We start from the raw sequence: 15,306 nt of genomic DNA, 5'->3' as shown, positions 1-15,306 counted from the left end.
ATCCTTCTTAATAAAAACCTAAAAAACCTACAACAACTCTTAAAATATATTAAATTTTGTAAAGATATTACTTACCTTAACTTTTTTTTGTGTTTTTCGCCTACTGGCAGAAAAAAAATTGAAGATACTGTCTTCTACAAGTTTAGCCGCATTATTAATACTATAATTTACACCCTTTTTAGGATTGTAAATTTCCAAAACATTATTTAACCCCATAACATTTAAGTCTGTCTCATTGGCATCTAACTTGCCACAAATAGCTACTACCGGAATATTATATTGGTTTGCCAAATCTACCACTCCTTTTACTAATTTACCATTGTTAGTTTGACTGTCAATTTTACCTTCTCCAGTAACTATATAATCTATTTTATTACTTTTTAATATTTTAGGAACCTCTGCCAACTCTAACAAAAATTTAATTCCACTAATAAACTCTGCATTAAAAAATGTTTTTAATCCGTAAGCAGTACCACCAGCAGCTCCTGCACCTGGAACAAATGAATGATCTAATAACAAAGAATGCTTAATAACCGAGTTAAAATACTCTAAACCTTTATCTAAGCTTTCTATATCTTTTTCTGTTGCTCCTTTTTGCTTTGCATACACTTTAGCTGCACCATTTTCTCCAAACAACGGATTGTCTACATCATTTACAGCATAAAATTTTATTCGGTTTAATATTGTAACCGTGGCATTACGTTCTATTTTAAAAACTTTAGATAAGTTGTCTCCTATTGGGTTAAGCAACATACCATCTTCATTTACAAAAGAGTACCCTAGTGCTGCAGCCAAACCCATACCAGCATCTGTACTTGCACTACCCCCTAAACCTATATAAATATTTGTAGCTCCTTTTTTAATGGCATCTTTTATAAGTAAACCTGTACCAAAGGTAGATGTATTTTTAGCACTACGTTCTTTTGCTTTTAACAACTCTAAACCAGATGCTTTTGCTAACTCTACGTAAGCTGTTTTGGTATCTTTATTTAATAAATAATACGCTCTTAATTTATCTCCTAATGGATTTACGGTGTCTACATATATTTTTTGCACCATAATTTTACAGGCAACAGCTTCTAAAAAACCATCGCCACCATCTGATGCTAAAATTGATTCAACAGAAGATGATTTGTCTACTCGTTGCAAACCATTAGTAATAGATTTTATTACCTCGTTAGCAGTAAGTGAGCCCTTAAACTTGTCTGGAATAACTAAATAATTCATACTAACTATATATATGGGGGATTAAAAAACTTAAAATTAGTATTAGGACAAAAAAGCCTAATAATATGTATACTTCTTTTATTAAAAAATCTGACTTTTTAGGGAATACATTTATTAGTAAACCAGTATTGCTTTTTTGCCACCCTGTTAGGTAACTTACCAAATAACTAATACTTAATGTGAGTAATACCCCAGTAAAGTTTAACCAAATCCAAAAAATATGTATTCCTAGATCTATACCTACAATATTTTGCATTGTTTTAGAAAAAATAAGATTTACCAAAACACCTATTAAAATACCTGCATTTATACCTTTATAATTTACTTTTTTAGAAAACATAGCTAATAAAAAAGTAACCAAAACTGGTCCGTAAAAAACAGATCCAATTGCATTAATAATTTCTATTACTGCACTTTTACTACCTCCAAATAAAAATGAGCTAGCCATACATACCAATCCCCAAAAGACTACTGACATTTTAGAAACTAATATGTATTTTTTTGATGATATTTTTTTATTTCCTCTTTTAAAAAAATCCTCAACTGTTACGGCAGACAAAGAGTTTACTGTAGAACTTAAAGTAGACATTGCTGCAGAAAGTATTCCCACCATTAACAAACCAATTAACCCGTGGGGTAAATATTTGGTAATAAAAATAGGTATCATTAAATCTGCTTTGGCACCAGAAGCGGCATATTCTGCTGGGAAATACTTTTCTGTCATTACCGCAATATCATTAAAAAAGTCTGGAGCTTTTATTACTAACGTACCCACTACTAAACCAATTGTACAGTACAATAACACAACAGGAAAACGCAATAAACCGTTAGCCAGTAACAATTTACGTATTGTACCTTCATCTTTAGCAGATAGTAAGCGTTGTGCCTGTGTTTGGTCGCACCCATAGTAAGACGCATACAGAAAAAAACCACCTATTAACATTGGCCATAAGCCATACTCTTGCCCTTCTCCTATGCCCCAATTAAAATCTACTACCTGTAGCCTTTCTGTAGCAAAGCCTTCTCCTATGCCTCCGTGTGTATTTAGTAAAGACCAACCATAAAATAGGCACACAATTAAACCTACAAAAAGAATTATCATTTGTATGGCATCTCCCCACACAACAGCTTTCATACCACCTTGCCATGAATATATTATGGTTATTACACTTATAATTAATACAGTGTATACATAATCTATATCTAATACGGCTTGTAATATTATAGAAATGGTATACACCATTACACCAGTGGCTAACGCTCTACTTATTAAAAAAACAACACTTAAAATCATACGAGTAGAAGAATGGAAACGCCTTTCTACAAACTCATATATACTTACCACTCCAGATCTAAATAAAGGAGGGACTATAATGACCATTATAAAAATCATTGCAAGGGGAACAGCAAATTCAAATGTTAACCATTTCATCCCTCCCCCTAATTTTAAACCTACAAAAGCAGGTGCAGATATAAAACTAATAGCAGACAATTGTGTGGCCATAGTAGATAGGCTTAAAGGAAACCACCCTAAGCTTTTACCTCCTAAAAAGTAATCGCTAGAATCTTTGTTTTCCTTAAAAAAATAGCCCATTGCCAAGAAACCAAAAAGGTAAAGCCCAACAATTGCATAGTCTATATAGTTCATACTCTGTTTAATTAATTATTTAAAAAATCTATAAGCAGTGCAGCACTCCATGAAAAATTATCTCCTCCATACCCTGCATTTTCAGTTCCTTTTTTACAGTTAAAGTACTCGTAAAAACCATATTTTTCAATAAGTTCTATTGAGTCTTCTTTTACGCGCTCTGCAATATTATTGTATTCGTAGTTTTTTAATCCATTAAATAAAATCCAGTTCATATTAATCCAAACAGGACCTCTCCAGTATTTTTTAGGATCAAAACGATCGCTTTCTGGATCAAAAGAAGCACATAAGTATTTGTCTTCTCCTCCAAACTTTGTCATCATTGTATTTACCAATATATCTGCTCTTTCTTTACTTGGTATATTAGCATACAATGGCGAAAAAGATGATGATGTTACAAAACTTATAGGCTTATTTTTTCTTAAATCATAATGCACATACGCACCCAATTCTTTATCCCAAAGTTTTTTATTAAATCCTTTTATACTTTTCACTTGCCATTTTACAAGTTGTGCTATTTTATCATCATTATCACCAATAAGTGTATACAAGTTAATTAATGCCTGGTTAGACTTTATTAACATAGCATTAAATAATGGGTCTATTACTAAAAAAGGAGATAACTCTGCTATTTTAGCATCATTATAGTTGTTTTCTTTTGCTATTTCTATAATGTACAAGTAATGGTCATACTCTCTTTTACTTGGTCTTTGTGAGGCATCTACGTGTGTAGTATCTCTGCGTTCAAAAGTATACTCTGGCGGATTCATAGTTTCCCAAATATCATCCCAAATAGGAGAGTTATCTGTACCTGACTCCCAATTGTGGTAAATAAATACCAAGCCTTCATCATTTACATCTCTATTTTCATAAAAATATTTATGATTGTCATAAACCTTATCTATTTGGCTCTTAATATAGCCAAACATATCTTCTTTGTCTTTTGCTATTCTGTACATTTCTTCTAGCACAAAACCTGTTACAGGAGGTTGCGTCATTCCTGTAGATTTGTATTTTTTTGATGATACAGGACTTAAATCAGACCTGTGTACATCTGCTCCAGGAAAGTAGGTATCGCTTTCGTTATGAAAAACAATGTGTGGTATAAAACCATTATCCCATTGTGCGTCTAACAAAGTTGCTATTTCTTGCTTTGCCTTTGATACGTCATAATAAGCCTGACCTATAGCTATAAAACCACTATCCCATTTCCATTGAAAAGGATACAACCCCTTACACGGAATTGTAAATCCTCCTGGTTGAAAATTTTCATCTAATACATTAATGGCTTGCGATATTAACCTCTCTTTCATAAAAAAATGTTGAATTAAACACACTGGCGGCACTGACATCCGCCAATGTGTTTTTTAATAATTATAAACAAAAAACTACTAACTTAAAATTTGAATGTTGCGTTTAAAAATACTCTTGTTGGCAACACTGGACGGCCTACAAAAAACTCCTCATCTGTTTGGTTGTTACCTAACCTTGGTGAGCCCTCTGTAATACCATCTGAATTAAAAAGATTAAATACCTGTGTACCTATTCTTAATGTTTCTCCTTCTTCACTTAAACTAAAAGTATATCCTAAATTAAGGTTAGAAATACCTATTGCGTCTAATTCTATTGTATTTGTTTCATTAGTAAACTTTTTACCTGTGTAGTTAAAATCAAAACTAGCATCTAGCTTAGCATCATCATAACTAAGGCCTAAAGCACTAATAACGTTTGGTTGTCTTCTTAACTCGTTTCCTTCTATAGCAGGGTCATTTTCAGATTTTGTAATCTCATGATCTTGGTATGTAAAAGATCCTGTAAAAGCAAAGTTATCTGCAAAACTCCAGTTCCAAGTACCCTCAAAACCATATGTATTAGAATCTTGCTTATCTACTTCTTCTATAAAACCACCATCTGGAGCATTAACAAAGCTAACAGAGCGCCTGTCTTTTAAACTAACATCATATATTGCTGCTGTTGCAGAAAAACCAGGAACGCCGTATTTAATACCTAACTCCCCTTGAAGGATTTTTTCTGTATCATATGAAGAAGGATTTCCAAAATCATCAAACTTTGTACCTCTTAATTCAGGAAAGAAATACCCTCTAGAAAAGTTACCATAAACACTTAAGTTATCATTTACTTTATATAATGCCGCTGCTGCCACTGCAAAATCATCTGCATACACATGGCCTCTTGTATAACTACCATCTCCCCAAGTAACGTTATCTAAACCTGCTATACCTGTATTATCTACTAGGTATGATGTTGTACCTTCATTTTCTATATCACCAGAAGCTCTCTCATATCTAATACCAAAATCTAAATTCCAACGGTCTAGTTTAATTTCATCTGCTATAAAAGCTGCTATTTTATTACTAGAAATATTACGGTTTGTATATGCTAAACCTCTGTTTGTAACTCCGTTTACACTATAACCAGAAACATTTACTAAGCTAGGTCTGTTATTGTATTCTCCTAAATACCTTGTTATAACATTAAAATCTCCTGCCTCTGATCTAGAAAAGAAAGTACCAAAAGTTAGGTTGTGCACGCCTGCTGTTTTGGTTAGTTTTATATCCGCCATAAGCTCACGCAAAGGTCTATCTCTATCTAAAATTCTGTTTTCAAAAAGCAGAGCATCTGCAGCTAAAGGCTGCCCATTTAAGTATGTAAAATCTCCACTTGCCAAGCCTCTTGCATCTAAATACTCTTGTTGTGTTTCTACAACTTTTGCTCCGTCTACACCACTACCGTCTAAAAACAAATTAAACTGGTGCGCATATTTAGAGTAACGTAGTTTTGCATCTAGTTTAAAGCTACTATCAAACCTATGCTTAAAGTCTGCCATTATGTAAGATCCTTTAGTAGACACACCATCTTGTATTGGAGATGTGTAAATACCGTCTGGAGTTCTGTAAGATATGTCTTGAGCTGCAGCTGTTTGTAGCGTAAAAATTTCGTTGCCATCATTACCATAAGGTCTTTCTCTAGAGCCACCTTCTAATGGGTAAGGCAAGAAAAACTGCACCTGATCATCTATATATTGACCAGAAATTGTAATTGAACCCTTTTCTGTTACGTGCTTAATATTACCTCTTAATTGAAAACCTTCTGTTGGTAAACCTGTAATAATTGGTCCTTCATCATACCTGTAAAACCCAGATAATGCATAAAAGGTTTTAGAATCTTCACCACCTAATGGACCGCTAGTAACAAAATCTGCTTTGTACCTAGAGTTGCTACCAAACTCGGTTCTTAATGTAGTTTTTTGCTGAACTGTACCAGTAATACTTGTATAGTTTATAATACCTGCAACAGAACCTACACCATATAATATTGATGATCCACCACGTACAAATTCTAAACTTTTAATACCTATATCGTTCCTAAAATACACATCATGTGCAGATGAGTTTAAACCAAATGTACTTAACACTGGCATACCGTCTATTTGTAATGGGTTAAACTGGTATTGGCCACCAGAAGGCAAACCTCTAACAAAAATGTTAGATGCTACCTCACCACCACCACCTTCTGCGGTAATACCCGGTACACTACGTAGCACATCTGCCTGGCTACTTGTATTTACTTTTGCCAATTGTTTTGCCCCTAAAGAGGTTACAGATAAAGGCGTTTCTTTTTGAGATCTTTTTGTAGATGTTGCTGTAAGTAAAACCTCATCTAACTGCTGACCATCTGCATTTAAAACAAAGTTTAATGTAACTGACGATCCAGATAAATTAACTGTTTTTTCTACTGTAGTATATCCTATATAGGTTACTCTTACTATTTGCGAACCACTTAAACCAGTGCTTAACGTATAGTTTCCATCAAAATCTGATGTTGTTCCTTCACTTGTGCCTTTAATAATAATGTTTGCTCCATCTATTGGAACACCGTCTGCATCTTTAACCGTACCAGAAATATCTGTTTGACCAAACACTCCTGTAACGCTAAAAATTAATGCAAATGCAATAATTAAGTTTTTCATTTTGTTGAGTTTTTAATAATGTTAAGTTTGTAGTCAGTTATTTATATAATGTACAATTGCAAAGTAAATTTATAACGATAATCGTAATAAATGAGCAATTTTATTGCAAAAACATAACGCAAACGTTTGTGCAATCGATTGCATAAATGTTTTTTTTTGACTATATTAACTTACAAACCCCAAAGTAAATGGCTAAACAAGGAAACATAACGTTAAAAGAACTGTCAAAAAGGCTAAATGTATCTGTATCAACAGTTTCTAGAGCATTAAATAATCATCCAGATATTAGTCCGGCTACAATTAAAAAAGTACAGGACCTTGCTAAGCAATTAAACTATATACCAAACCTTTTTGCAAAAGGTTTTAGAGCTAAAAAAACAAATACATTAGGTGTTGTAGTACCAAACATTTGCCATGTATACACCTCTACCATTTTAAAAGGCATTTTAACCCAAGCAGAATCTTTAGGTTACAGAGTTATTATATCTGAATCTAAAAATAATGAAGAGAAACAGATAGAAATGCTAAAAACTATGATACAGTTTGGAGTAGATGGTGTATTAATGTCTTTGGCTAGAAAAACAAAATCTATGGATGGCATTTTAGGTATTTTAAACCGTATTCCTTTGGTGCTGTTTGATAAAGTGTCTGATAAAATCCCGTGTTCGCAAATTGTTATAGATGATGAAGAAGCGTCATACAACGCTGTTATGCACTTAATTGGACTGGGTAAAAAACGAATTGCTATTTTAAAAGAAACAGAAAACTCATACAACTCTGAAAAAAGATTTAGTGGTTACAAACGTGCCTTAGCAGCTTCTAATATTACGTTGGATGACACTTTAATTTTTAATGCTGAAGCTGTTTCGTTAGAAAGTGGAAAGCGAATAACAAAACAAATTGCAGCTATGGAAACTAAACCCGATGCCATTTTTGCTATTACTGATAATGCAGCAATTGGTGCCATACAAACCTTAAAAGAGCACAATATTAAAATTCCTGATGAAATTGCTGTTGTAGGTTTTAGCAACTCTACAAAAGCAACAATTATATCTCCTAGCCTTACAACCGTAAACCAACCAGGAAGTAAAATTGGCGCAACTGCTGTTAATTATTTATTGCATGAAATATTAAACCCAAAAGAAAATATGGTAACCAAAACCATAGAGGTAAAAACAAATTTAGTTGTTAGAGAGTCTACCTTTAAAGGATAAACCACTAACAACTAAAGTTTTATTCTAAAAAAAATAAATTCTTTACTTTTTTCTCATAAATAAAGAAATAGGAACTCCTTCAAAATTAAAATTCTCTCTTAATTTATTTTCTAAAAAGCGCTTGTACGGGTCTCTTACATATTGTGGCAAGTTACAGAAAAATGCAAACTGCGGGTAAGGAGTTGGTAATTGCGTACAAAATTTAATTTTAACAAATTTACCTTTATATGCTGGTGGAGGATTGTTTTCTATAATAGGCAACATAACATCATTAAACTTACGTGTTTGTATTTTTCTTGCTCTATTATTGTATACCTCAACAGCAGTTTCTATAGCCTTAAAAATACGTTGCTTAGTAAGTACAGATATAAAAATTATAGGCACATCTGTAAAAGGTGCTATGGCTTGCTTAATACGTGTAGTGTATTCTTTTATGGTATTTGTTTCTTTGTCCTCTACCAAATCCCACTTATTAACTAATATAACAATACCTTTATTATTACGCTGTGCTAACCAAAAAATGTTTTCTACCTGACCATCAAAACCACGAGTGGCGTCTAGCATTAAAATACAAACATCTGCGTGCTCTATTGCTCTAACAGAACGCATTACAGAATAAAATTCTAAATCTTCTTTTACTTTGGCTTTTCTACGTATACCTGCAGTATCTACCAAATTAAACTCAAAACCAAATCTGTTGTATTTTGTATCTATACTGTCTCTGGTAGTACCAGCAACATCTGTAACAATATACCTCTCTTCACCAATTAAAGCGTTTATAAAAGAAGACTTACCGGCATTTGGTCTACCAACTACAGCAAACCTTGGCAAATCATCATTTTCTGTTTCTTTTTCTGGCAATACTTTTACAACTGCATCTAATAAATCTCCGGTACCACTACCGTTAATACTAGCAATAGTAAAATAATCTCCTAAACCTAATGAATAAAATTCTACGGCATCCTCTGCTCTTTTAGCATTATCTACCTTATTAACTACTAAAAAAATAGGCTTATCTACTCTGCGTAACAACTTAGCAACATCTTCATCCATACCAGTTACACCAGACTCTACGTCTACCATAAAGACAATGGCATCTGCCTCATCTATAGCTAATTCTACTTGTTTATCAATTTCTGCTTCAAAAACATCCTCACTTCCTAATACGTACCCACCAGTGTCTATTAGAGAAAACTCAACCCCATTCCAATCACTTTTACCGTAGTGACGATCTCTTGTAACACCACTTACAGCATCTACAATTGCTTCTCTACGTTGAATTAATCTATTAAAAAAAGTGGACTTCCCTACATTTGGTCTTCCTACGATGGCAACAATAGCACTCATTCTCTTTTATTTTTTTGCAAAAGTACTATTAATATCTGAAGAAAAACAGTATCTTTTTGTTTACTATCTATTTACATAATGAAAACTTTACCCAACAACCTTGTTTTACGACCCAGATTTGTTCTAAAATTAAACTTATCTAGCTCTTCAATTTTAAATGAATTTGAACAAGCTACTAGCAACAGTATAAATTGCCAAAGGTTAGATATGCATTTGTATTTAAAAATAAAACCTAAAAACATTCATTTTTGGTCTCCTCAGCTTCATTTAGAGGTAGAAAACATTAACAAAGACAACTGCAAAATATATGGTGTTTTTGGACCAAACCCATCTCTCTGGACATTTTTTATGTTTATTCATTTTAGTGTTGCTATTGCATTTTTAGTTTTTGCTGTTTGGGGATACACCAACTGGTCTTTAAACAAATCTTACTTTTTACAGTTAACATCTGTATTTTTTATGGGTGTAATATGGGTGTCGCTCTATATTTTTGGTCGTATAGGAAAACAAAAAGGTAAGCCACAAATGAAAGAACTTTATAGCTTTATGCAGCAAACTATTAACAATTACTCCTCACAAAAAAATCCTTAACAACTACAAAAATGTAGTATTAAGGATTTAGTGTTTGTAGAATATAAATTATACTTATTTAACCTCGTAAATAGATACAGTGTTAGAAACCTCATTGGTAATTATCACTAAATTTTCTCCAGACGGACTATCATCTGCAGATACCGTTAGTAAGCCTTCAGGTGCTACGTCACTACCATTAAAAATCCAGTGTACATATTCTGGTGCCGCTGGGTTACTAATATCATAAACCATTACGCCACCTGTACGTTCTAAACCTACAAATAACAAGGTAGCATCTTCAATTTTTAAAGTTGCAACCGATTCTGGCTCAGCTCCTTTATCATCACTTCTACCATCTGCCTCGCCTTCATCTGCATTAAAATAAGCAGGATTAACTTCTAACGTTTTTCTTCCAATAGCATCTCCACTATCATAAACTAAAGAACCATCTGTATTCCAAATTGTAAAAGATCTTGCACCGTATGAATACAGCTCATCAAAATCACCATCGTTGTCTGTGTCACCATTTGCCGTAGTAATTTTAAGTCTGCCTAAATTTTCATCTAACTGAAGATCTGCTGCATTAGGAAAAACTGTAGGATCTAAAGTTACATCCTTAACACGCTCTTCTTCAGAATACCCATCATAATCTCTAGAGTCACCTTCATTAGCAGAAATAATATAACCTGCTCCGTTTATAGATGCATACGTTATAGCATCTGGCATATAAAAACCTTTTACTGGCCAGTTTTTAAAATTACCAACAATATCATCTTTATTACTAGCATCTAACATATTATCTGCTAGCATATGGTCTTTTATGCCTAAACCAAAAACCTGAGTAATACTTTTAGAGTTTAAGTTAACTACAGCTATACCATTATTTTCTTGTAAAGAAACGTAAGCAAACCTACTGTCTTTAGAAACCGCTACATACTCTGGCTCTATATCTTGTGCAACAGTTGCACCAGGACCAAATACTCTAAAATTATCACCTATGTTTTGATTATTCAAACCAGCAAAACCTAATTGTACAACTTCATTCTTTTTTAAATCTACAACAGTTATAGACCCTTCTGGATCTACAGTATAATTATCATTTGGCTCCCCTTCATTAGCAGATATAATGTAATTACCATCTGGACTAAAAGTTACCATATCTGGTAAAGCACCAGTTGTATAGGTGTTTTCTAAAGATTGTGTATCTGTATTATAAATTGCAATTTGTCCGTTTGCTTGTTTATTAGCATTCTCTACTGCAACAGCCAACAAACCATTATAAGTAGCCACACTATTTGGTGTGCCTGTTAATGCTATAGAGTTTAATTTAGATGGCGACTCAGGAGAAGATATATCCCAAACAGATACCTCATTATTATTAGGATTTACAACAAACAGTTTTTTAGAAACCTTATCATAGGCACTAATTTCTGCAAAACCTTCATCTCCGGTTCCGTTGGTAAAACCACCTACTCTGTTAAATGTTAAGGCAGATGTGTCTATAGGAGTATCACCGCCACTGTTATCGTCTTTATCACAAGAAACAAATAGCGCAACAAATAATGCGGCGCTTAATACATATTTTTTCATTTTCTGGTTGATTATATAGTTCTCCCAAAAATGATAATGTAATATAACTTTATTGTAAACTTAAAAACAAAGAAAGGTTAGCTTTTAGCCTTTATTGTAACCAAAACGTTTTAACTGGTTTGCATTGCTACGCCAATTTTTATTTACTTTAACGTAAAGCTCTAAGTGTACTTGCTTGTCAAAAAACTTTTCTAAGTCTTTACGTGCCTCTACACCTACTCTTTTTAAAGCAGAACCTTTGTGACCAATAATAATACCTTTTTGCGAATCTCTTTCTACCATAATTACGGCACGCATTCTAATAATATCTTCGTCTTCAAAAAACTCTTCGGTATCTATTTCTACAGCGTAAGGAACTTCTTTTTTATAAAATTGAAGTATTTTTTCTCTAATAGTTTCGTTTACAAAAAAACGTTCTGGCTTATCTGTTAACTGGTCTTTAGGGTAGTACGCAGGAGACAGTGGCAACAGCTCTATAATTCTAAGAAAAACCTCTTTTACATTAAAGTTCATTAAGGCAGAAATTGGGTGTATTTCTGCAGTTGGCAATTGCTCTTGCCAATATTGTACTTGTTCCTCTAGTTTTTCTTGCTCAGAGGCATCAATTTTATTTAATAATAATAGTACCGGTATTTTACTATTTTTCAACTTATTAAAAAACGCTTCATCTTTTAATGCTTTTTCTCCTATTTCTACCATATAAATAAGAATATCAGCATCTTCAAAAGCAGTCTTCACAAAATCCATCATAGAACTTTGCAATTCATAAGCTGGTTTTATAATACCAGGTGTATCAGAAAGTATTACCTGAAAATCATCACCATTAACAATACCCAAAATACGGTGTCTTGTAGTTTGTGCTTTAGAGGTAATAATAGACAGTTTTTCGCCCACAAAGGCGTTCATTAAAGTAGATTTACCCACATTTGGGTTTCCTATAATATTTACAAATCCGGCTTTATGAGTCATTTTACTATTTTATCATTTAAAATGCAAAGGTACACTATTGTACGGCTTTACTATAATGCAAACCCTAAAATTAAGTATAATATAATTGTAATAATACCACCAATTAATGCATATGGCAACTGTGTATTTACATGATCTATATGGTCACTGGCAGAAGACATTGAAGATATTATAGAGGTGTCTGATATTGGTGAACAATGATCACCAAAAATACCACCACCTAAAGTTGCTGCAATTACTAACGTTATTGGTGCTTGGTGCACCTCTGCCATTGGTATTGCTATAGCCATCATAATTGCAAATGTACCCCATGATGTACCTGTAGAAAATGCTATAAAAGAGCTAATTACAAATATTATGGCTGGTAAAAACTCTGGAGACAACCAGTCTTTAGACCATTCTGCCACAAATTTACCTGTACCCAACTCGTTACAAGCATCGCCAATTGCAAATGCCAATAACATTAACAGTGCCAATGGCATAAGCTCACTAATACCTTTTAAAACCAAGTCTATCATTTCTTTGGTTTTCATTATTTTTTGAGACCTGTACAATACCATAGCTACCAAAATAGCGGTTAATACTGCATATAATACAGAAGAAGATCCAGAACCTTGACCAATTGCTTTAAAAATATGGTCTGATGTTGATACAGCATCTGTAACATTACCCCAACCAGTGTACACCAAATTTATTGGCATCATAAACACCATTGTAGCCAAAGGAATAATCATATTATACGCCTTTGCTTTAATACCCTCTTTAGGTGCTAACGAAGTAACCTCACTAGATAGCATAGGTTTAGAATTGTCGTTTAAAAGCTTACCTGTTTCTCGTGTTCGTTTTTCTGCTTTGGCCATAGGACCAATATCTTTTTTAAACACAATTACAATTATTACTATTGCAATGGCTAAAATGGGATAAAAATTATACGCTACAGATGATAGCATTAGTCCAAACGGATTGTCTAATCCTTGTGTAACCAACAAGCCCATAATAAAAGCTCCCCACGCATTAAAAGGGATTAATATAGATGATGGCGCAGAACTAGAATCTGCTATATACGCTAGTTTTTCTCTTGGTATTTTTAATTTATCAAAAACTGGTCTGTACAACGTACCTACTGTTAATGAGCTTATACTGGTTTCTACAAATAACAAAATACCTGTAAGTAATGCTAGTAACTGTACAATTACCCTGCTGTAACCTTTTTGTTTTTTCTCGAAATACGCAATTACTTTGTTAAGCTGATTTATAAAGCCCTCTACACCTTTTGAGTACTGAATAAATAAAAGCAACGCACCCACCAAGGCACTAAACATTATGGTTCTTGTGTTCCCCTCTGACTTAAATACGTTAACCATACCTTCTATGGCGCTTAAAGTACCCGTTAAAAAGTTCCAATCGTTTATAATTATCCAAGAAAACCAAATACCAAAAAGCAAAGCTATGTATACTTGTTTGGTACGTAATGCTAGTACAATTGCAATTATTGGAGGTAATATTGATAGCCAACCGTAATTATCCATAAAAAATAGGTTTAGTAAAGGTTTTATAAAACGTTACAAAATAGTAAGATTTTATAGAATACTAGCTGTTTTAGGCGTCAAAAAACACACTTAAAAAATGCTAAATAAATATTTTTTAGAATTATTTTGATTTTGGCTTGTTAGATAGAAAAAAGGTTGTATATTTGCAGTCCGAAATATGACAGTCAGCAGTTATGAACTGAAAGTTAAAAGCTAAGTTGTTTATTTTGGAAACGCAAATCGCGGGATAGAGCAGTAGGTAGCTCGTCGGGCTCATAACCCGAAGGTCACTGGTTCGAGTCCAGTTCCCGCTACAAAGTTTAAAAGCTTCACAGAAATGTGAAGCTTTTTTTATGCGCTAAATGTAGAATTACAATTATACACCTAAAAACTATCAAATGATCATATTTTCACTATAGTTTGTAATTTTAAAATTAATTTAGTAAGTTTATTCCTTAATTTATTGTGTTGTTAAATACAAGTATTTTGGACATAAGCTTGGGTGTCCATAAATGTCCAAGATAAATTATAAATATTTAAACTTAGTGAAAATGAGAAATTTTAGATTACAGCCAGATGAAGTTCTTCAAAGAAATGATTTGAAATATATTAACGGAGGAACTAGTATATTTCTAAAGGAATATGATGATTGCGAAGCAAACTCTAATGAATATTCAGTTGGTGATGGTTGTCCTTGCGTATATGACAGTAACTGTGCTAATATGTCGAATCCAAATTATTTAACAGATGGAGGATCTCCATTTATAAGTGGGTCATGTGTTAGCGGAACATGTACTTTATAGGTAACAATTAACTATTATAAAGAGCATAAGATTTACGTAATTTTAAAACTCATAACCGGAAGGTCACTGGTTCGAGTCCAGTTCCCGCTACAAAATATAAAAGCTTCACTAAAATGTGAAGCTTTTTTATGCGCTAAACTTAAGTAGGCGCTTCTACTCTATTATTTTGGTTTACATATTCTTTCTATTTACACTTAAAATAGAAAAGTTAGTTACAACTAATTTTATACCATTTATAAATAAATTATACCCAATTACACATATCCGTAATTACAATAAAAAAAATAGTTTTACATTGTAAGAAAATTAAGCGCTAAAAATAGAAATATGCGTTTATTACACCAATATGGGTGAATAAACGCAATAAATTGCGTTTACTCACTAGTTAGCTACAATTACTTACTCATATTTAAAA

The 15,306-nt window shown here is 33.0% G+C and carries 11 protein-coding genes and 1 tRNA gene; 4 read left to right on the top strand and 8 right to left on the bottom strand.

Annotation, left to right across the window (positions count from 1 at the left end; translation table 11 throughout):
• Positions 1-39: 39 nt before the first annotated feature.
• From KLA_RS13710 to KLA_RS13695, 4 genes are all read right to left on the bottom strand, one after another.
• Positions 40-1,227: a glycerate kinase gene (locus KLA_RS13710; protein WP_034646439.1), complete on the bottom strand. Its 1,188-nt coding sequence runs from the start codon at positions 1,225-1,227 to the stop codon at positions 40-42.
• Position 1,228: 1 nt separating this feature from the next.
• Entirely contained in the window at positions 1,229-2,875 is a 1,647-nt protein-coding gene (locus tag KLA_RS13705; protein ID WP_034646438.1) for a sodium:solute symporter, read from the bottom strand.
• An 11-nt stretch (positions 2,876-2,886) separates the two neighbouring features.
• Positions 2,887-4,188, bottom strand: coding sequence for an MGH1-like glycoside hydrolase domain-containing protein (locus tag KLA_RS13700; RefSeq protein ID WP_034646437.1), 1,302 nt, complete (start codon positions 4,186-4,188; stop codon positions 2,887-2,889).
• An 83-nt stretch (positions 4,189-4,271) separates the two neighbouring features.
• Positions 4,272-6,866, bottom strand: coding sequence for a TonB-dependent receptor (locus tag KLA_RS13695; RefSeq protein WP_034646435.1), 2,595 nt, complete (start codon positions 6,864-6,866; stop codon positions 4,272-4,274).
• A gap of 188 nt (positions 6,867-7,054) precedes the next feature.
• Here KLA_RS13695 and KLA_RS13690 point away from each other — a divergent pair, with 188 nt between their 5' ends.
• On the top strand, positions 7,055-8,080 hold the full coding sequence (locus KLA_RS13690) for a LacI family DNA-binding transcriptional regulator (protein WP_034646434.1): 1,026 nt from the start codon (positions 7,055-7,057) through the stop codon (positions 8,078-8,080).
• A 42-nt stretch (positions 8,081-8,122) separates the two neighbouring features.
• Here the strand turns inward: KLA_RS13690 and der are convergent, their stop codons facing one another.
• On the bottom strand, positions 8,123-9,427 hold the full coding sequence (gene der, locus KLA_RS13685; RefSeq protein WP_013620287.1) for a ribosome biogenesis GTPase Der: 1,305 nt from the start codon (positions 9,425-9,427) through the stop codon (positions 8,123-8,125).
• 78 nt (positions 9,428-9,505) lie between these two features.
• Here der and KLA_RS13680 point away from each other — a divergent pair, with 78 nt between their 5' ends.
• Positions 9,506-10,018, top strand: a complete 513-nt coding sequence (locus KLA_RS13680) for a hypothetical protein (protein ID WP_034646432.1) — start codon at positions 9,506-9,508, stop codon at positions 10,016-10,018.
• A gap of 54 nt (positions 10,019-10,072) precedes the next feature.
• Here the strand turns inward: KLA_RS13680 and KLA_RS13675 are convergent, their stop codons facing one another.
• The 3 genes from KLA_RS13675 to KLA_RS13665 all read right to left on the bottom strand — a co-directional run bounded on the left by KLA_RS13675 (position 10,073) and on the right by KLA_RS13665 (position 14,088).
• Positions 10,073-11,590, bottom strand: coding sequence for a choice-of-anchor I family protein (locus KLA_RS13675; protein ID WP_034646430.1), 1,518 nt, complete (start codon positions 11,588-11,590; stop codon positions 10,073-10,075).
• Between the two features lie 84 nt (positions 11,591-11,674).
• Positions 11,675-12,559: a GTPase Era gene (gene era / locus KLA_RS13670; protein WP_013620291.1), complete on the bottom strand. Its 885-nt coding sequence runs from the start codon at positions 12,557-12,559 to the stop codon at positions 11,675-11,677.
• Between the two features lie 50 nt (positions 12,560-12,609).
• Positions 12,610-14,088 (bottom strand): Na+/H+ antiporter NhaC family protein, encoded by a 1,479-nt coding sequence (locus KLA_RS13665; protein WP_034646428.1) that lies wholly within the window; start codon positions 14,086-14,088, stop codon positions 12,610-12,612.
• Positions 14,089-14,329: 241 nt separating this feature from the next.
• On the opposite strand from KLA_RS13665, the gene KLA_RS13660 reads away from it, so the two are divergent.
• Positions 14,330-14,402, top strand: a tRNA-Met gene (locus KLA_RS13660).
• 237 nt (positions 14,403-14,639) lie between these two features.
• Positions 14,640-14,891, top strand: a complete 252-nt coding sequence (locus tag KLA_RS13655) for a hypothetical protein (RefSeq protein ID WP_034646427.1) — start codon at positions 14,640-14,642, stop codon at positions 14,889-14,891.
• Positions 14,892-15,306: the final 415 nt, after the last annotated feature.

This window comes from Cellulophaga geojensis KL-A (genome assembly GCF_000568425.1).
GTDB lineage: Bacteria > Bacteroidota > Bacteroidia > Flavobacteriales > Flavobacteriaceae > Cellulophaga > Cellulophaga lytica.
The sequence above is the reverse complement of the archived record's forward strand: the minus strand, read 5'-3'. Positions and strand labels throughout refer to the sequence as shown.

Coding starts and splice junctions, on each gene's coding strand:
- KLA_RS13710 (WP_034646439.1), bottom strand. CDS start 1,227: ATGAATTATTTAGTTATTCCAGACAAGTTTAAGGGCTCACTTACTGCT.
- KLA_RS13705 (WP_034646438.1), bottom strand. CDS start 2,875: ATGAACTATATAGACTATGCAATTGTTGGGCTTTACCTTTTTGGTTTC.
- KLA_RS13675 (WP_034646430.1), bottom strand. CDS start 11,590: ATGAAAAAATATGTATTAAGCGCCGCATTATTTGTTGCGCTATTTGTT.
- KLA_RS13700 (WP_034646437.1), bottom strand. CDS start 4,188: ATGAAAGAGAGGTTAATATCGCAAGCCATTAATGTATTAGATGAAAAT.
- KLA_RS13665 (WP_034646428.1), bottom strand. CDS start 14,088: ATGGATAATTACGGTTGGCTATCAATATTACCTCCAATAATTGCAATT.
- KLA_RS13690 (WP_034646434.1), top strand. CDS start 7,055: ATGGCTAAACAAGGAAACATAACGTTAAAAGAACTGTCAAAAAGGCTA.
- der (WP_013620287.1), bottom strand. CDS start 9,427: ATGAGTGCTATTGTTGCCATCGTAGGAAGACCAAATGTAGGGAAGTCC.
- KLA_RS13655 (WP_034646427.1), top strand. CDS start 14,640: ATGAGAAATTTTAGATTACAGCCAGATGAAGTTCTTCAAAGAAATGAT.
- KLA_RS13680 (WP_034646432.1), top strand. CDS start 9,506: ATGAAAACTTTACCCAACAACCTTGTTTTACGACCCAGATTTGTTCTA.
- KLA_RS13695 (WP_034646435.1), bottom strand. CDS start 6,866: ATGAAAAACTTAATTATTGCATTTGCATTAATTTTTAGCGTTACAGGA.
- era (WP_013620291.1), bottom strand. CDS start 12,559: ATGACTCATAAAGCCGGATTTGTAAATATTATAGGAAACCCAAATGTG.